At 38.7% G+C, this 19,163-nt stretch carries 10 protein-coding genes; 6 read left to right on the forward strand and 4 right to left on the reverse strand.

Annotation, left to right across the window (positions count from 1 at the left end; translation table 11 throughout):
* Nucleotides 1-170: 170 nt before the first annotated feature.
* A complete protein-coding gene (locus tag AAEY62_RS16080) occupies nt 171-917 on the reverse strand; it encodes a YciK family oxidoreductase (RefSeq protein WP_007375386.1) in 747 nt (248 codons plus the stop codon).
* A 206-nt stretch (nt 918-1,123) separates the two neighbouring features.
* Here AAEY62_RS16080 and AAEY62_RS16085 point away from each other — a divergent pair, with 206 nt between their 5' ends.
* A complete protein-coding gene (locus AAEY62_RS16085; protein ID WP_024590093.1) occupies nt 1,124-3,553 on the forward strand; it encodes a VolA/Pla-1 family phospholipase in 2,430 nt (809 codons plus the stop codon).
* Between the two features lie 100 nt (nt 3,554-3,653).
* Entirely contained in the window at nt 3,654-4,670 is a 1,017-nt protein-coding gene (sohB, locus tag AAEY62_RS16090) for a protease SohB (RefSeq protein WP_024590094.1), read from the forward strand.
* Nucleotides 4,671-4,767: 97 nt separating this feature from the next.
* Here sohB and AAEY62_RS16095 read toward each other — a convergent pair whose 3' ends face one another.
* The gene (locus AAEY62_RS16095) at nt 4,768-6,102 is read right to left on the reverse strand and encodes a dicarboxylate/amino acid:cation symporter (protein ID WP_024590095.1); all 1,335 of its coding nucleotides are present in this window, start codon (nt 6,100-6,102) and stop codon (nt 4,768-4,770) included.
* A 193-nt stretch (nt 6,103-6,295) separates the two neighbouring features.
* On the opposite strand from AAEY62_RS16095, the gene AAEY62_RS16100 reads away from it, so the two are divergent.
* Both AAEY62_RS16100 and topA read left to right on the forward strand, forming a co-directional pair.
* Nucleotides 6,296-9,631 carry a hypothetical protein gene (locus tag AAEY62_RS16100; protein WP_350635351.1) on the forward strand — a complete coding sequence of 1,112 codons (3,336 nt, stop codon included), beginning with the start codon at nt 6,296-6,298 and terminating at the stop codon, nt 9,629-9,631.
* Between the two features lie 248 nt (nt 9,632-9,879).
* Nucleotides 9,880-12,588 (forward strand): type I DNA topoisomerase, encoded by a 2,709-nt coding sequence (gene topA / locus AAEY62_RS16105; RefSeq protein WP_024592543.1) that lies wholly within the window; start codon nt 9,880-9,882, stop codon nt 12,586-12,588.
* Between the two features lie 317 nt (nt 12,589-12,905).
* Here the strand turns inward: topA and AAEY62_RS16110 are convergent, their stop codons facing one another.
* On the reverse strand, nt 12,906-13,148 hold the full coding sequence (locus AAEY62_RS16110) for a hypothetical protein (protein ID WP_007582596.1): 243 nt from the start codon (nt 13,146-13,148) through the stop codon (nt 12,906-12,908).
* A gap of 240 nt (nt 13,149-13,388) precedes the next feature.
* On the opposite strand from AAEY62_RS16110, the gene AAEY62_RS16115 reads away from it, so the two are divergent.
* Nucleotides 13,389-13,934 carry a TIGR00645 family protein gene (locus AAEY62_RS16115; RefSeq protein WP_007582598.1) on the forward strand — a complete coding sequence of 182 codons (546 nt, stop codon included), beginning with the start codon at nt 13,389-13,391 and terminating at the stop codon, nt 13,932-13,934.
* A gap of 92 nt (nt 13,935-14,026) precedes the next feature.
* Here AAEY62_RS16115 and AAEY62_RS16120 read toward each other — a convergent pair whose 3' ends face one another.
* On the reverse strand, nt 14,027-15,649 hold the full coding sequence (locus tag AAEY62_RS16120) for an alpha-glucosidase family protein (RefSeq protein WP_350635353.1): 1,623 nt from the start codon (nt 15,647-15,649) through the stop codon (nt 14,027-14,029).
* Nucleotides 15,650-16,311: 662 nt separating this feature from the next.
* On the opposite strand from AAEY62_RS16120, the gene AAEY62_RS16125 reads away from it, so the two are divergent.
* The gene (locus AAEY62_RS16125; RefSeq protein WP_350635355.1) at nt 16,312-19,113 is read left to right on the forward strand and encodes a TonB-dependent receptor; all 2,802 of its coding nucleotides are present in this window, start codon (nt 16,312-16,314) and stop codon (nt 19,111-19,113) included.
* Nucleotides 19,114-19,163: the final 50 nt, after the last annotated feature.

Below are 19,163 nucleotides of genomic sequence, written 5' to 3' on the forward strand. Positions count from 1 at the left end.
CGTATCAAGTAACCAATGACTAAGCATAAAAATACCCTCATAATCAAAAGATGATAAGGGTATTGTGAAGCAACCAAGAGATCAGTCAACCGATCAAAAATACCTTAACTGATCGGTGTTAGCTAATTGCGGCTTTTTTAATGTGTTGTTTAAATTATTTAAACTCTAAATTACTTTTTTACTTGAGCATCTAACGATTCGCCATTCACTTCACTAGAATCGTCACTCATTAGATATAAATATGTAGGCATTAAATCCTCTGGTGTAGCAAGTGCGTCTCTATCTTCACCTGGATATGCAGCAGCTCGCATTGAAGTACGAGTAGCGCCTGGGTTAATACAGTTTACACGAATATTCGTTTTGCCTACTTCACATGCCCATGTTTGCATCATACCTTCTACTGCAAATTTTGAGATGGCATAAGGCCCCCAAAATTCACGACCTTTGCGGCCTACACCTGATGATGTAAATACGATCGATGCATTATCAGACTTACGAAGAACAGGAAAAAGTGCTTTAGTGATCATTGCTTGTGCAGTCACGTTTACTTTCATTATGTTTTCGAACGTAGATGAGCAAAAATGTTCAAGCGGACCGAGTGACCCTAAAATACCTGCATTATTAAGCAACCCGTCAAGGCGTCCAAACTGATATTCGATTGTTGCAGCAAGGTCACGGTAGTTTTGCTTCGTTGCGCCTTTTAAATCCATAGGGACTATTGCAGGTTTAGGGTAGCCAGCATTAACAATTTCATCGTAAACACATTCAAGTTTATTAGTTGTTTTTCCTAATAATATAACTGTAGCGCCGTATTTTGCATACGTAATTGCTGCAACTCGGCCAATACCATCACCGGCGCCTGTTATTAAAATAACTTTATCTTTAAGTGCGTTTTCAGCTGCTTGATATGTGTGCATAAAAGTACCAATTCATATAATTTTTTTGATTTTAACATAGCGAAACGTGAAGTAATCGAATTTATTGTAAAATTAGGTGGCGAAAATAGAAACTTTACGTTAAGTTTAACTGGTCTAATGTCTCATTAATAACCTGATTACATTGTTTTAACTTAATACACTGATTAAACACACTATAAAAATAAAATACGTGCGGAGCCAACAATATGAAAAAAATGCTACTTTCACTCTCGGTTACAGCTGCTTTAGCAGGTTGTGGCGGTGGAGAAACGTTAACAGATGTCAAAAACGACACAGCACCAGTTATCCCAACAGCAACAGTTACATTTGATCCAGCAGCAGGTATCTTATCGGTACCTAATGATTTATTAATGAGTGGAACTCAAGACGGTACACTTAATATTCCTGGTGAATTAGATGACAACAATGTGTCTATTTCGCGCGCAGCTTATGCAAACCCTCAACTTGCACTAGGTGCACTTGATGGTTGGTCTTCGCAGGTTCCTTATAAAATCGATTTAACATTCCCACCAAATGTGAGTTTAGATGAAGCGTCTGCTGGGACCCCTGGTACAGTAAGAATTTTTGAAGTTGTAATGGGTGCAAGTTTAACTGATGCAGAATGTTCAGTTGTAGCTGCCGGTACTGCTTGTAAATTGATCGGTGAGCTTACTTTTGGTGTTGACTTTGTAACTCAAGCTTCAGGTGATGGCGTTGCAATTATTCCTTTAAAACCATTTACGGCAGGTAGCTCATACATCAATGTATTAACTACTGGTCTTAAAGATTCATTAGGGCGCTCTATTGAGCCTTCTTCTACTTATGGGCTGGTTAAACAAGAAGCACCATTAATTACAGAAGCTCAACTTGGTTTGCAGGGTGCTGTTAACAGTTACGAAAATGTAGTTGTAAGCTCGGGAGATATCGCAAAAGAAGATATTATTTTTTCTAGTGCGATGACTATTCAATCAGCAGGCCCTGTACTTGGGACAATTAAAAAGTTACTAGCTGCAAGCTTGCAACAGCCTGCGTTACCAACTCCTGCGCTTCAAGTTCCTGAACAGCCTATGGTAAATGTACAACAAGTATTTGCTTCTCAGGGTGTAGAAGTCTCTGCTGCTTTCTCTGGTGTGCAATATCAAAAAGGTAGCATTATGTTACCGATGTATTTAGGTACGCCAACGGGTACAGATATTAGTGATTTAAGTGATACATATTGGCAAGGTATGTGTGATAACGCGGTGGCAATAATTGGTTATAAGGCCGTTGCAGGCGATGCATTTCCGACAGATCCTATTAGTGAAAATGATGGTTTATGTTCTGCATTAAGTGACGGACAATTACGTGACTTAGGACTAGACAGCACACGTCATTTAACAAAATACAACTCAATTCCAAAAGTACAAAGCATGGCAAATGTGCCAGTGCAAGTTACTAAACCTATTTTACCGATAATTAATGGTGTCCGTGCACAGTTACAATTAGATCCTATCGCAATGCCTGAAGGTGGATGGCCTGTTGTGATTATGCAGCACGGTATTACAACACAAAAAGAAAGTATGCTTGCTTTAACTGCGCAGCTTTCTATTCAAGGCTTTGCAACGGTTGCTATTGACCATCCAAGACATGGTGAGCGCGGAATAGATGTTGATGGTGATGGAACAGACGACTTTAATGCAACAACGGGTTCTGTGCTTAGTTACATGAACTTAAGTTCATTACTTGTTGCACGTGATAGCTTACGTCAATCGGCTGCTGATTTATTAGGCCTTCGTTTAGGCTTAAACTTTATTAACGATACAACTATTAATAGTAAAGACGTTACCTACATTGGGCATTCGCTAGGTTCTATTGTTGCTCCAGCATTTATTGCTCAAGCTAATACGCCAATGGCAGAAACGCTTGATCCGCTATTTAATGTAAACACGGTAGCTCTTGCAAGTGGTGGTGGCGGTATAGCAAGCTTCTTACTTGAATCTGCTGCGTTTGGTCCATTTATTCAAGGTTCAGTACTTTCACAAGCTGGTACAACAGAAGCTGATGAATTTACTGCATACTTACAAGGAGATGCAGTTTCTAACTGTGGCTCATTAATACCAGACATGGAAGCTTACTTGACATGTGGTTACAACGAATATATTGCATCACTTACCACTGCGGGTGAAACGACTAAACTTACTAACATTCAAGGTGTATTTACACAGTTTGCTTTTGCGGCGCAAACAGCGCTAGATAGTGGTGATCCAACGAACTACGCAGCCACTGTGAAAGCATTAGGTACTCCTGTTTATACTAATGTTGTTGTGGGTGATGGTGTTGATAACAAGCCTGACCAAGTGATACCACCAATGGCAGCTAATAATCCTATTTCTGGCACAATTCCATTAGCTAACTTGATGGGTCTTGAGACAGTAAGTTCTTCGCAATCATTGAGTGAAACACCAGCAAGCTACTTAGTTAAATTTACTAAAGGGCATCATGGTTCTATATTAACTCCAGCTCAAGATGCTGCAAAGGCTGCAACTGTTGAAGGCAGTGCTGCCGCTAATGCGGAAATGCAGTTGCAAGTAGCTACTTACTTAGCTGCTCGCGGACGGATGTTATTAGTTTCCAACCCTGAGGTTGTGACTGATTAATAACCAGTAAAATAATTAACCTTTAAAAGCCACTGAAAAGTGGCTTTTTTTTGCTTTAAAGCATGCTAAATTAGCTGAAATTTATAAATGGAGAAACCAGTTGGAATTTTTATACGAATACGGTTTGTTTTTTGCTAAAACAATTACTTTTGTTATCGCTATAGCAGTTATTTTAATGCTAATAGTTGGCGCTGCAGTTAAGCCAAAGGCCAAAAAAGGTGAAATACAAATTGACGATATATCAGAGCAGCTAGTTGAACTTAAAGAAAGTTTTTTACAAAATACGTTGGGTAAAAAAGAGCTTAAAGCGCATCAAAAACAACTTAAATCAAAGAGTAAAAAAGCAGATAAAGATGAGCCTAAACCTCGTTTATATGTAATTGACTTTGTGGGTAGTATGGACGCTCACGAAGTAGAAAGCTTACGAGAAGAAATAACGGCTATTATCTCTATTGCCGATCCAAGTAAAGACAAAGTACTTATTCGTTTAGAAAGTGGTGGCGGTGTTGTACATGGCTACGGACTTGCTGCATCTCAGTTACAGCGTATTAAAAGTGCGGGTATTCCTCTAAGTGTTGCAATTGATAAAGTGGCAGCAAGTGGTGGTTACATGATGGCGTGTGTCGCGGACGAGATACTTGCAGCGCCTTTTGCAATAGTTGGATCTATTGGTGTGATAGCTCAAATACCTAACTTTAATAAAATATTAAAGAAAAATGATGTTGAATTTGAGCAAATAACAGCAGGTGAATTTAAACGCACACTTACTTTATTTGGTGAAAACACAGATAAGGCCCGTGAAAAATTTCGTGAAGAAATTGAACAAACACATGATTTATTTAAAACGTTTGTAAGCACTCAACGTCCAAGCTTAGATATAAGCTTAGTTGCGACAGGTGAGCATTGGTTTGCAACTCAAGCGATTGATAAAGGCTTGGTAGATGTTATAAAAACAAGTGATGATGCATTGCTAGAGCAGCAACATGAGCGCCAAATTTATAAGATTAAATACAAAGTTAAAAAAGGGTTGAGCGATAAGCTAGCTCTTGGCTTGAGTAGTGGTGTAAATAAAGTGGGAATAAACTTACTTTCTAAGTTTAAGTCGTTAAATCCTTAGATTAGAATCTTTTTCAGGATTCAGTTTAATTATTTTTACTCGAAAAAAAACCTTGATGGATTGCATCAAGGTTTTTTTATAGCTATATAAATGTAGCTTATGAATCAATAGATTTATGATAATCTTCTAAGTCTTTAGCTGCATTAGGGTCGTTAAAGATGCTCTCATCTAGCTCACCTTCAGACTTGGCAACAACACAGGTAACCATACAATCGCCGGTTACATTAACTGCTGTACGTGTCATATCAAGTAATCTATCTACACCGATAATAATTGCAATCCCTTCTACAGGTAAGCCAACTTGGTTAAGTACCATTGCCAGCATTATTAAACCAACACCAGGTACGCCTGCTGTACCTACAGAGGCAAGTGTTGCTGTTAATATAACCATTAAATAATCAGATATTGTCAAATCGACACTAAACACTTGTGCAATGAACACGGTAGCCACACCTTGCATGATGGCAGTGCCATCCATGTTAATGGTAGCACCCAGTGGGATAGTAAATGAGGCAACCGAGTTATTAGCACCTAACTTTTTAGTAGCAGTTTCAAGTGTAATAGGCATAGTTGCGCTTGAGCTCGAGGTACTAAATGCAAATAAGCATGTGTGCTTCATTTTTGCTAAGAAAATAAGCGGGTTTAAGCCCGTTAATATTTTTAAAAGCAATGTGTAGTTTACAAAAGCATGTAATAACAGTGCAAGCACTACAACGCCAAAGTACTTCGCTAAGCTCACAATTAAGTTAAGCTCAATTGTTGTAAACAGTTTTGCCATTAAAAAGAACACACCATAAGGGGCAATATTCATTAAAAGCGTAACTAGTTTTAAAATCACAGTGTTTAAATCTTCAAATACGGTAGCAACACGTTTTCCTGCTTTACCACTTAATGCCATTGCTACACCAAATAAAAGCGCAAACACAATAACTTGAAGCATATTGCCTTTGGCCATTGCTTCAAAAGGATTTGTAGGAAACATGTCTATAATTACACGTGCAAGGGTAGGTGCTTCTTTAGCATCGTAGGTTGCATTAGATGGCAAGCTTATACCTTCACCAGGGCTAAATAATAAGGCAAGTGTAATCGCCACTGTTATAGCAATAGCTGTAGTTAATAAATATAAACCAATAGATTTACCACCTAGGCGGCCTAGTTTTTTAGGGTCGCTTAAGCTACAGGTACCACAAACAAGCGATACAAAAACAAGAGGCACAACTAACATTTTCAAGCTGGCAATGAATATTTGACCACCGACATGGAAAATACCATCAACAAAAAAGGCTTTAATTGGCAAAGAGAATAACCCAAGTGGTATTAGATAATCGTCTTCACCAGCTAATATAGCCTGAAATATAAAACCTACTGCAACCCCAAGCGCCATACCAATCATGATGCGAGTGGTTAAACTCATTGAACGGATTTTTGACATATTTCCTGATCTACATTTTATAAATTTGCCATAGACTACCAGCAAGGAAATATTTACTACAGAAAAAGTTAGTATTTATTTAAAAATATTTTGCACAAAAAAGTAATAAAAAACTGTGATTTTAGACTAAGTTATAGGTTAATATTAAGTGTAAATTAATTTTAATTATAATAACAACGCTAGGGAGAGGTTCATGCCTTTAATGCGACTGCTCGGCATTTCATTGCTAAGTTTTTTACTCACAGCCTGTGGTGGCGGTGGGTCACTTGAAAAAGACGGTTCTATAAGTGATGGTAATTCCACTACAGAGGCTGCTACATACTCGGTTTCATTAAATGGGTATTCTCAAACAGACGCAACAGAGTCAAATTCTGTTACCGCTACCTCCTCTTTAGATTTACGCGCAATTCTTACTCAAGACGGGGTAATTGTTGCGGGTAAGCGCATTACGTTTACATTAGAAGATGAGATTGGTGAACTGTCTCCATCAAGTGCATTAACCCAGAACGATGGTATTGCAACCGTTGAACTTACAGCCGGTGCTCAAGCCGGTGCTGGAGAAGTAACCGCTACTTATACAGTCGATGGTGAATCTTATACAAGTACTTTTGCTTTTCAATCAAGCGGTGGGCAGGGTGATGATACTGGTGTTAGTGGGTCAACAACTCTAACAGTAAATATTGTCGATGAAAATGGTGCTAAGTATTCGGATACAAATCCGGTTACAACTGACAACTTAGGCACGGTTACAGCGACTTTAAAAAATGATGGAGTTGCACTTAGCGAGCAACTTGTTACATTTACTACAAGCTTCACAGGTAAAATAACGCCAGACTTAGGAACTGCAATTACAAACTCAGCGGGTGAGGCAAAAGTGACTCTCTCTAGTGGTAGTTTTAAAGGCGCAGGTCAAGTTGTTGCAACTTATAATCCTACGAACTCAACAGAAGTGAGTAATACAGCTGTATTTTATTCATCAGGTGATTCTGCACCAGTTGATTTGGCACAATTCTCTATATCAGTAAAGCTCTTAACAGGCTGTAACGCAGGCTGGGACGATAATCGTTCTAGTGTAAAACTTGACCCTACACAAGCAGCATCGAGTTGTACGGTAGCTAATACAATCTCTTCATCAGAACTAGGTGAATTATTTGTTGAAGTCATTGATGAGCAAAGTGGTGAAGGTAGTAAAAATTCGCTTGTTAATATTTCAACAAATTTAGGTTCTGTTCTCCCTTCATCTGGGACAGCCCTTACCGATAACTTTGGTATTGCTTTACTAAAATTGCAGCCTGGAAATACTGGTGGCGCAGGTACTGTGACTGTAACGTCTGTAGGTGAAAGTAATTCAACTAATTTTGCTGTAGGTATTGCTGATTTAACCCTAGAGGTTGATAACGGGCTTAATAAAGATACTTCAGGAAATGTTATTCCTTTAAAAGCAGGTGGTAGTACCGTTATTGAAGTAACACTTTTAGATGAAGATGGTAATTTATACTTAACTCCAACAGATGTTGAGTTCAGCTCAACTTGTGTAATTAGTGGCGACTCAGTAATTGATGCATCAGTAAAATCATCAAGTGGTATCGCAACATCAACATACCGAGCTACAGGTTGTAGTATTGATGATGATATTAATATCACGGTTGAGACAGGCGGTAAAAACTTTACTGCTACTACGATTATTCCTGTGGAAACATCAGCGGTACAATCAATACAGTTTGTTGATGTCAGCGAAACATTTATTGCATTACCTCCAGGTGAAGGCGGCGCCCCGACTCAATCGATTGTTAGATTTAAGCTAATAGATGCGGATGGCCTTGCATCCACGCAGCAACGTATTGATTTCAAGTTAACAGATTCAGTGGGTGCAGCTAAACTGTCGCTTAGAACAAGTGATACAAATAATGAAGGCTTTGTTCAAACAACGGTTGAATCTGGCATAGTGCCTGGTCCATTAGTGGTAAAAGCGTGTTTTATTTCTAAAGAAGATGTTAATAATTTACCTGAAGGTGATGACTTAACATGTTGGGTTGATGATGTAGAACTGTGTACATCAGAACCAAACAATGAAATTTGTCCAGACGGAACACTTACTTTAGTACCATTGAGCGAGCAGATAAGTTCTGTATCGGCTCAATTAACACTGGCTTCGGGCGTAACAGACCAAAACAGTTTTGATGCAAGCCCAAATACGTTTAATACTAACTCACTTAATTATAACGGTGTTTTAAATGATATTACGGTATATTTTGGTGACCAATTTAATAATTATAACGGTGACGGTGTAGAAGCAACTATTTTAGCTGAAGCTGGTGTTATTGGCTCATCTAGCAATGAAGTTACTTGTAAAACTGACGATGCTACCTGTGTTGTAACCTGGCGCTCTCAAGGGGACCGTCCATTTTATGATTATAAGTGGGGTAACCGAATTGGCGATATTGATGGGGACGCAACAACTACTGAAGGTATTAATCCAAAAACAGGTATTATAAATTGTGACCCATATTTTGGTATTGCAGCTCCTTGTATAAATGGTATTACACGCGCTAAAAATAATGCTGATGGTGTTGTTATGGGAGGGCGTGTAAGTGTTCTCGCTGTCACTAAAGGACAAGAGAACTTTGTAGATGAGCAAACTACTGATGATGTTAAACGCACCAATGGCTTGTTTGATATTGGTGAATATTATACTAGTTACGATTTACCTGAAGCATTTATAGATCACAATGAAAATGCTGCCTTCGATAAAGCAAACTGTAGTGATGCAGATGCTTCAAATTATGACCCGTCTACGGATGAATGTTCTGAGTTAATTTCACGAGGTGGTCATAATGAAACATGGCGAGACCTAGATAATGACGGTATTTATGACTTTGCAGATGGTAAATATAATGGCTTATTATGTAGCGAAGCCGCTGAAAATGCAGGTGAGTGTTCTCGAGAGCTAATTGAGGTGCGTAAACAAATTGAATTGGTTATGTCTGGAGATAACCCATATGTTCGTTTTTCTGTGCTGAAAACAACGGATATTCTTGATGCGCCGTATCCTGTTTACGTACCAGCAGATTGCTCAAGCTCTATTGTTGCTTCTCTGGAAGGTTCTGATGTGCTAGAACGTTGTGATGCTGAATCTATTAATCTATCTACGGTTAACGTTATTATTGATAACCCAGATTATGATGATACGGATCCAGATGAAACAGATCCTGAAACACTTACTATTGATATAGGTCTAAGTGGTATTACAGTTCGTATTCACTACACAGATGAGTTTGGTAATCCACTACCAGCGGGTACAACTGTATCTATAGCCTCTACAAATGGTGACTTATCTATTATCGAAAATAACGCTATTATTCCAAGTACGAATACGGATAAACCAATGTATTCAGATGTTCGTATTTCTCGTGAAGCGGATGGTAATGATAAATTTGACGGTGTACTTTCAATAACATTTGAGTTTACTACTCAGGCTGGTGGCACTAAAACAGTCTCCAAAGGAATCGAAATTTACGATAGTAAATAAGGCTTTATTTTAAAAATGCCAACCTTTAGGTTGGCATTTTTGTTTCTGTTCTATATATTCCACATCAATTAATCTAAAAACACTAGTTTGTTTAATTTAACGACAAAAATTGTTCGTTTATTCAGTAAATACTGAAAAGTTTGTATTAAAAGCTTGTAACAACTAGTGTTTGTAGATATACCTATAAATATTCGCGCCGCTTATGTCGGCAAAACACATTTTCAATATTTGGTTAGAAATAGGCAACTATGGGCAAATCGCTAGTAATTGTAGAGTCTCCTGCTAAGGCTAAAACAATTAATAAATATTTAGGTAATGACTTCATCGTAAAGTCCAGTATTGGGCATGTACGAGATTTACCTACTTCAGGTTCGAGCAAAGCTAAAGTGCCGGCAACTAAAACGCCAGCAGAAGTTCGTAAAATGGAACCTGAAGAGAAAGCAGCGTATAAAAAGCAACGAGATTATACAAACTTAGTCGCGCGTATGGGTATAGACCCAAACCAAGGCTGGGATCCGCATTACGAAATACTGCCTGGTAAAGAAAAAGTTGTTCAAGAATTACAAAAGCTGGCTGAAAATGCAGACCAAATATATCTCGCAACGGATTTGGATAGAGAAGGGGAAGCAATTGCTTGGCACCTTCAAGAAATCATTGGTGGTGATCCTGCTAAATATAAGCGCGTAGTTTTTAACGAAATTACTAAAAACGCAATACAGCAAGCGTTTGAAACACCTGGCGAGCTTAATACTGATATGGTTTATGCTCAGCAAACACGTCGCTTTTTAGACCGTGTTGTTGGCTTTATGGTATCACCTTTATTGTGGGCCAAAGTGGCCCGTGGACTTTCTGCAGGACGAGTTCAGTCTGTTGCGGTACGTTTATTAGTAGAGCGTGAGCGCGAAATTAAGGCGTTTATCCCTGAAGAATTTTGGGATATCCATGCTGACGTTAAAAATACTGAGTCTGAATTACGTTTAGAAGTAGCCAAACAAGCAGGAAAGCCTTTTAAGCCTGTAAATGAAGCTCAGGCTAGCGCAGCGGTTAAAAGCCTTGAGAATGCAGAATACAAAGTAATTAGCGTTGAAGAAAAACCAAGTAAAAGTCGCCCAAGTGCGCCATTAATTACTTCAACCATGCAGCAAGCGGCAAGTACGCGTTTAGGTTATGGCGTTAAAAAGACCATGATGCTTGCTCAGCGTTTGTATGAAGGTGGTTATATTACGTATATGCGTACCGATTCAACTAATCTTTCAAAAGATGCCGTTGAAATGTGTCGTGAGTATGTAACAAACGAGTTTGGTGCTAAATACTTACCAAAAGATCCAATTAGCTACAGCTCTAAAGGCAATGCACAAGAGGCGCATGAGGCAATACGTCCTTCAAGCGTTACCGTGTTATCTGGTCATGTTGAAGGTGTAGACGCCGATGCTAAAAAGCTGTACGAGCTAATTTGGCGTCAGTTTGTAGCGTGCCAAATGGTACCTGCTGAATACGATTTAACAACACTAACTGTTGCAGCTAACGACTTCCAGCTTAAAGCGAAAGGCCGTGTGCTACGCTTTGATGGTTGGACAAAAGTACAACCTGCGATACGTAAGAAAAACGAAGAAGATCAATCACTACCGGCTGTTAAAGAAGGTGAAGTCCTTACTTTAATCGAACTCGATCCTAAGCAGCATTTTACTAAACCGCCAGCGCGCTTTAGTGAAGCAAGTTTAGTAAAAGAGCTTGAAAAACGCGGTATTGGTCGTCCATCTACTTATGCGTCAATTATATCAACGATTCAAGATCGTGGTTATGTACGTGTAGAAAACCGCCGTTTCTTCGCTGAAAAAATGGGTGAAATAGTTACCGATCGCTTGGTTGAAAATTTCACTGATTTAATGAACTTTGATTTTACAGCTAAAATGGAAGGCCGTTTAGATGATATCGCTGAAGGCGAGCGTGTATGGACTCAAGTTCTAGATAAGTTTTATGCTGATTTTTCAACGCAATTAACTGTCGCTAAAGACGAGCCAGAGAACGGTGGCATGCGTCTTAACGAGATGGTTGAAACCGATATTGAATGTCCTACGTGTAGCCGAAAAATGGGTATACGAACGGCATCAACTGGTGTTTTCTTAGGGTGTACTGGTTACAGCCTTCCGCCAAAAGAGCGTTGCACTACAACAATGAACTTGGTGTCGGGTGATGAAGCAGTTGCAGCTGATGTAGAAGATGTAGAAACTGAAAAGTTAATGCAGATGAAACGTTGTCCTATTTGTGAAACTGCAATGGATTCATACCTAATCGACGAAACCCGTAAATTACATGTGTGTGGTAATAACCCCGCATGTAAAGGGCATATTGTTGAAGAAGGCACCTTTAAAATTAAAGGCTATGACGGACCAATTATCGAATGTGATAAATGTGGCTCTGACATGGAACTTAAATCGGGTCGTTTTGGTAAGTATTTTGGCTGTAATAATGACGAGTGTAAAAACACACGTAAACTACTTAAAAGTGGCGAAGCTGCTCCACCAAAAGAAGATCCTGTTCACATTACTGAGTTAGAGTGTGAAAAGTCAGATGCGTATTTCGTATTACGTGATGGCGCCGCTGGTATATTTTTAGCTGCAAATACTTTTCCTAAGTCTCGTGAAACACGTGCACCTAAGGTAGAAGAGTTAAAACGCTTTAGAGACCGTATCTCGCCTAAGTTTTATTACTTAGCAGATGCACCTGCTAAAGATCCTGATGGTAATCTTGCTGTTGTACGCTACAGCCGTAAAAATAAAGCTCAGTATGTTATGACTGAAGTTGACGGTAAAGCTACTGGCTGGACTGCTCATTATGAAGCAGGTAAATGGACAGAAGAAGCGAAGAAAAAGGCAGCACCTAAAAAGAAAGCTGCTGCAAAAAAGGCACCAGCTAAAGCAAAGCCTAAAGCGAAAGCTAAAAAAGAAGATGAATAAGCACGTTATCGCTTATTCATAACTTCTTATAGGTTTTAAAAAACCATAAAAAAACCGGAACGCACAGCTTGTGTCTATTCCGGTTTTTTTGTGCCTAGTTAAATGTTTTCGCAACGGCTTTATTAGCAGTACATTCAACTAAGCGTATTGGAGATACCAATTTTATTAAAAACATGGTCATTATATTGCACTAAATAACCCACTCACTGCGTTAAAAAACATTCATATAAAACAACTATATGTCATGCTATTTCACTTGCTATTGAGCTATTTTCTTAGCGCTATAATAGATCACTAATTTAATGCAATTTGTATGATTAAATCTTAACAGAAGATACTTTTTTATAGCCTTCAGATTCAAGCTCATCATTTACGCATTTTAATACGTAGGCATTTAGCTCTTCATTGCTTACGTCATCATCTTTAGCCCAGTTAACACACATTTCTGTGTATTCTTTTACCATTTCGGCTGAAGCTGTTGGCGCATCGTCTGCTACCGCGTAAGTCGCAGATACTGCAAATAGTGGAGCTACGATTAATGCTAGCAATGCTTTTTTCATTCGTTTATTCCTAAAAAAATGGTGTGATGACTGATTTACCCAGTTTAAGATTAGGTTTAAACCAGTAGTGCCCAATCCAGAACAACTCTGTTGGTACACTGATTTTTAAACGAAAACGAAATAAAAGATAACGAAATTTTTTTATCGTGAGGATGAGTAATTTACTTGTCAGGATTTCGCAGCATTGTGTTGCAGTGGTTTATAAGCTAAGGTCGCTTTTTTTAATTAAAAGACAAACCAATGTCATCACACACCCCTAATAAAAAACCACGCCAAGCTAATAAAGTAGAGCATGCATTAGAATCTTTTATTTTTAAAGGGCGTTGGCTACTAGCCCCATTTTTTGTGGGTTTACTATTTGCAGTTGTACTGTTGTTAATAAAGTTTTTTAAGCAGCTTTATTTAATGGGTATTGCGACATTTACAGCAACCAATCAAGAGTTACTTGTCGGTATTCTAACTTTAGTTGATACGGCATTATTAGCGGGGTTATTGCTGATCATTACATTTAGTGGTTACGAGAACTTTGTTTCTAAGCTTAATATTGATAATCACGAAGACAGACCATCTTGGATGGGAAAAGTTGGTTTTTCAGGTCTAAAGATGAAATTAATAAGTGCGATAGTCGCTATTTCGGCTGTTGAGTTATTAAAAGTATTTATAAACTCAGGCGCATATCCAAGTGATGAGCTACTTTGGAAAGTGACTATTCATGTCACGTTTGTAATGTCAGGCGTTTTATTTGCTTTAACTGACTACTTAAACAGTAAAACCCAAAGTCATTAGAAAAATTAAACGCATAAAAGAGCCCAAGTAATTTACTTGGGCTTTTTATGTTTAGAGCTTAGCTGTAATATTAAGTGTAATTATTGATGTCATTAACACTTTGCATAAAAGCAAGCGAAAGGCTCAAGTGTTAGTGTGTCTTGGCTTAATTTTGCGCTGTGGTGGCTAAGCTCATTGTATTCTTTAACGATTGATGTTGGCATATCAATACTTGTTTGTTGAGAGCTTAGATTAAACATGCACAGCATTTTTTGCGGTCCAAGCGTTCTATAAAAAGCAAGCACAGGCTCAGGCGTTTCAATAAACTCAATATCACCCTCTAGTAAAACAGTTTGGCTTTTGCGCCACGCCATAAACTCACGATAGGCGTTTAAAATTGAGTTGCTATCATTAGTTTGCACAGCGACTGATTGCTGTTTGTGTGCATCATCAACAGGTAGCCAAGGTTTTACATCACTAAACCCCGCATGAGGTGAATCAACTTGCTCCCAAGGCATTGGCGTTCTACAGCCATCACGCCCTTTAAAGTTAGGCCAAAATGTTATGCCATATGGGTCTTGTAAGTCTTCAAAGGCAACACTTGCTTCACCTAAACCTAATTCTTCACCTTGGTACATACATACACTGCCACGAAGGGAGGCAAGTAGGGCGGTTAGCATTTTACATTGCTGAGGGTTTATTTCGCCATTTTCGCTCCAGCGACTTGCTACGCGCTCTACATCATGGTTGCTAAATGCCCAACACGGCCAACCCTCAGTCATACGTTGTTCAAGAGTTTGAACCGTAGTTCTAATATATTCACTTGAATAATCATTTGTTAAGAGCTCAAAGCTATATCCCATGTGCAGCTTATCGCCACCTTGTGTGTACTGCGCCATTGTCGCCAATGAATCTTCTGATGAGATTTCGCCAAGCGATACAGTACCTGGGTATTTATTAAGTAATGTGCGAATGTCTTGCATAAACTCAATATTTTCTGGCTGAGTGTTGTTGTAGTAATGATACTGAAATGCGTATGGGTTATCTTCACTAAAACCACGACCCTGGCGCTTATCTTTTGGTTTAGCTGGGTTATCGCGAAGTTGTGCATCGTGATAACAAAAGTTAATAGCATCTAATCTAAAGCCATCAACGCCTTTTTTAAGCCAAAACTCTACGTTATCAAGTACAGCTTGTCTTACGTCAGGATTATGAAAGTTTAAATCGGGTTGTTCGGTTAAAAAGTTATGCAAATAATATTGCCCACGGCGAGGTTCCCACTGCCACGCGCCGCCACCAAAAATAGACAGCCAATTATTAGGTGCTGTGCCGTCATCTTTAGCTTCAGCCCAAACATACCAATCCGCTTTATCGTTATTATGATTTTCGCGGCTATCTGTAAACCATTGGTGTTGATCTGATGTATGGCTTAGTACTTGGTCAATTATAATTTTAATATTGCGATCATGGGCTTGGCTAATAAGTTCATCAAAATCGTTTAAATCACCAAAAAGCGGGTCAATGTCACGGTAGTCACTAATATCGTAGCCAAAGTCTTTCATCGGCGATTTGAAAAAAGGTGAAATCCAAATTGCATCAACGCCTAAGCTTTTAATGTAATCAATACGATTAATAATCCCTTTTAAGTCACCAATACCATCGTTGTTGCTATCTTGAAAGCTACGCGGATAAACTTGATAAATAACCGCACCTTTATACCACTGCTTTTGGGTCATGCTTTTCTCCGTCATTCCACACAGTATTTAGACTATTCTTTATTGTGATTACGATTAATCACGTTATTTTCAAAAAGCATACGTGAAGCCTTTAATTCTGTAAAAAGTCTGCATACGTATGCACTAAAAATAATGCAATAAAATTATTTAAAATAAGCGCTTAGCGCATCTTTAGCGGTGTTCGTTTTGTGTGTTTAATGTTTACCAATTATGTTATTCATTCATTTTTTAGTTAAATTTAACCTAACAGTTTGTACTGTAAAGGAAATATACCCTCGGTTTTACTAGAAATGGTCTGACCAATTTAACACTTAGTAAATGTGCAATTATTTAAACGTTATATAACAGCGCTAATTAATTTCATCTTGTTTACATTCAAGTAGGAAGGCTATTAGTTTTCTACAAAATAGATTTAATCTGCCATGCTCTTCCAGTGTTTTTTGTTTTGTTTATTTTCAATAAAATCATATGGTTAAAATTATATGTATGTAATGTATGTTAATATTAGGCTACATTGAAATTGTTGAATACGTATGCATAAAGTTGTTAATAAAATAAATCTGGCGTTAATATTCATTCTGACAACAAAATTAGCTCGCCTTGTTTAACTATCACTTAAACATTGAATGCGGGTATCACAATATGGGTAACGGGAAAACATTATGTCTATGTTCAAACCAAGTATATTAACTTTAGCATTAACAGCTGCAGGCTTATCAAGCTTTGCTACACAGGCTGCTCAAGAAGATACAATAAAAAAAGATGATGTAGAAGTTATCGAAGTTAAAGGCTTTCGTGGCAGTGTTGTAGAATCAATCAACACAAAACGTTTTTCTACACAGGTTGTAGAATCTATTTCTGCAGAAGATATAGGTAAGCTGCCAGACTCTTCAATTGCTGAATCGATTGCGCGTTTACCCGGTTTAACCGCACAGCGCTTAGACGGCCGAGCAAGTCGTGTCTCTATTCGTGGTTTTGGCGAGAATGAAAGTGGCACAACGTTTAACGGTCGTGAGCAGGTATCGATTGGTGATAACCGTGGTGTAGAGTTTGACCTTTATCCATCAGAAATAATGAGCGGTGTAACCGTTTATAAAACGCCAAATGCAAGTATTGATGCTGAAGGTATCGCCGGTGTAATTAACATGCAAACAGTTCGTCCTTTAAGTAAAGGCGAACGTGTTGTACAAGTAAATGGACAGTATGAGCAAACCAGCTTTGGTAAATTAAACCCTGACGGCAGCGACGACGGTTACCGAGGTACAATTTCATACATTGACCAGTTTGCAGACGATACCATTGGTGTTGCATTTGCTTTAAATACGATGAGTTCACCAAATCAAGAAAAACGTTGGAACGCGTGGGGCTACCCCGAAAGAGAAGTAGGTGGCCAAACATATTCAATTTTAGGTGGTGCAAAACCATTTGTACGTTCATCGACACTTGAACGTGATTCAGCCATGCTCGTACTAGAAGCTGCACCGACTGACAAACTAAATATGACGTTTGATGCGTTATATGTAGATTTTACAGATGAAAAAATCTTACGTGGTATCGAAATTCCATTTGCATGGGGGCAAGGTGCACGAGACGAAAACTCATTCGTAATAGATGAGGAATCTGGTTTTATCACGAGTGCCGTTACCGAAGGTCAACGAGTTGTTGTTCGTAATGACTACGAAGAGCGTGAAGCAGAGCTAACCGCGTTTGGTTTTAATACTAAATACGATATTGACGATTCATGGTCAGTTGAATTTGATGCAAGTTACTCGCATGTAGATCGTAAAGTGTGGAGCCTTGAGAGTTATTCAGGAACAGGTCGCGGCGATTCACGTGGTGTTGCAGATAACCTAGGATACACTTTTAATGGCAGTAATACAGGTGCTACGTTTACTCACGATTTAGATTACAGTGATTATAGCCTTATTCAATTAGGCGGTCCTTTATCGTGGGGCGCAAGCAAGGCCTTAAATGATCAATATGGTTTAATTGATGCTGATGGAAATGACATTTCTGGTTATAAAGATCAGGCACAGGATGGATTCATAAATGCACCAACTATTGAAGATGAGCTGTCTACGTTAAAGCTAGCTGCATCTAAAGTATTAGAAAACGAATACTTCAGTTCAATTGAGTTTGGTATGTCTTATAAAGAGCGCGAAAAAACAAAAGATTCGCAAGGTTTCTTTATGACGTTATCTGGTTTTTCGCTTGATAATCCTGGCATGCTAGCTGTGCCAGAGCAATATCGCATGGGTAGTGTTGACCTAGGCTTTATTGGCATGGGTGACATGATTGCTTACGATGTTAATGGGTTAGTAAATGACGGTTACTACAGCTTGTTAGATGAAAGCTTAACGAATACGAGCCATTTAACAAAATCGTGGACAGTAAAAGAAGAAATTACCTCAGTATTTGCACAGGCTAATATTAATGCCGAAGTAAGCGGCTTAGCACTTACAGGTAATGTGGGTGTACGTTATGTTCATACCGACCAATCATCGCAGGGTAATGCATTTAACACCGTTGATGATATCGTGGTGGCATCACCTACCAATATTAGCCACGATTATTCTCACGTTTTACCAAGCTTAAACTTATCACTTGCGATTGATGAGCAACAAACAGTTCGCTTTGGTGCGGCTAAAACAATCTCTCGTGCACGTTTAGACGAAATGAATGCATCTATTGATGCATCATATAATACTACACAGGATGAAAATGGTAACTACTGGTCTGTGTCGGGTGGTAACCCTAATTTAGAGCCAAAAGAGGCAACCGGTTACGATTTAACGTACGAAAACTACTTTAGTGATGAAGGTTACTTCTCTGCTGCATTTTTCTATAAAGACTTAACGCAGTGGATTTTTGATGGTAAATACGAAATTGATATGTCGGGCGTTGCTGACCCTTCAACAGGTGAAGTTCCTGCAACATCATCAGGTACAGGCAGCGGTAAAATAAATGGCGGCGGTGGCGATTTATATGGTTACGAGCTTTCACTAGCGTTACCATTTAAAATATTCCACCCATCTCTTGAAGGTTTTGGTTTAATTGCCAGCCATACTGGTATTGAGTCTGATATTGAAGATCAAAACGGTAACGATTACGAGCTACCAGGTCTTTCGGATAAAATTCAAAGCTTAACAGCTTACTACGAAATGCATGGTATGCAATTACGTACCAGTATGCGCAAACGCAGTGCCTTTAAAGGCGATGTATATGGTTTAGGTTTTAACACTGAACAAGTTGATATTTTAGGTGAAACTATTTGGGATGTTCAAGCAGGTTATGACTTCTCTGAGGCCGGTATTGAAAGCCTTGAAGGTTTATCTGTCCAGTTTCAAGTACAAAACTTAACTGAAGAACCGTTTACGTCACTTTCTGGCGATAATGCTCTACAAGTACGTGACTACCAAGATTACGGTCGTACTTACTTGTTAGGCTTTAGTTACAAGCTATAATAAAAGTTGTGTGTAGAAGCCCTTGTGATTTGTTTTACAAGGGCTTTTTT

Origin of the sequence: Pseudoalteromonas sp. GW168-MNA-CIBAN-0100 (genome assembly GCF_040309225.1) — a bacterium.
GTDB lineage: Bacteria > Pseudomonadota > Gammaproteobacteria > Enterobacterales > Alteromonadaceae > Pseudoalteromonas > Pseudoalteromonas arctica.

Coding starts and splice junctions, on each gene's coding strand:
- AAEY62_RS16125 (WP_350635355.1), top strand. CDS start 16,312: ATGTCTATGTTCAAACCAAGTATATTAACTTTAGCATTAACAGCTGCA.
- AAEY62_RS16100 (WP_350635351.1), top strand. CDS start 6,296: ATGCCTTTAATGCGACTGCTCGGCATTTCATTGCTAAGTTTTTTACTC.
- AAEY62_RS16085 (WP_024590093.1), top strand. CDS start 1,124: ATGAAAAAAATGCTACTTTCACTCTCGGTTACAGCTGCTTTAGCAGGT.
- AAEY62_RS16115 (WP_007582598.1), top strand. CDS start 13,389: ATGTCATCACACACCCCTAATAAAAAACCACGCCAAGCTAATAAAGTA.
- AAEY62_RS16120 (WP_350635353.1), bottom strand. CDS start 15,649: ATGACCCAAAAGCAGTGGTATAAAGGTGCGGTTATTTATCAAGTTTAT.
- topA (WP_024592543.1), top strand. CDS start 9,880: ATGGGCAAATCGCTAGTAATTGTAGAGTCTCCTGCTAAGGCTAAAACA.
- AAEY62_RS16080 (WP_007375386.1), bottom strand. CDS start 917: ATGCACACATATCAAGCAGCTGAAAACGCACTTAAAGATAAAGTTATT.
- AAEY62_RS16110 (WP_007582596.1), bottom strand. CDS start 13,148: ATGAAAAAAGCATTGCTAGCATTAATCGTAGCTCCACTATTTGCAGTA.
- AAEY62_RS16095 (WP_024590095.1), bottom strand. CDS start 6,102: ATGTCAAAAATCCGTTCAATGAGTTTAACCACTCGCATCATGATTGGT.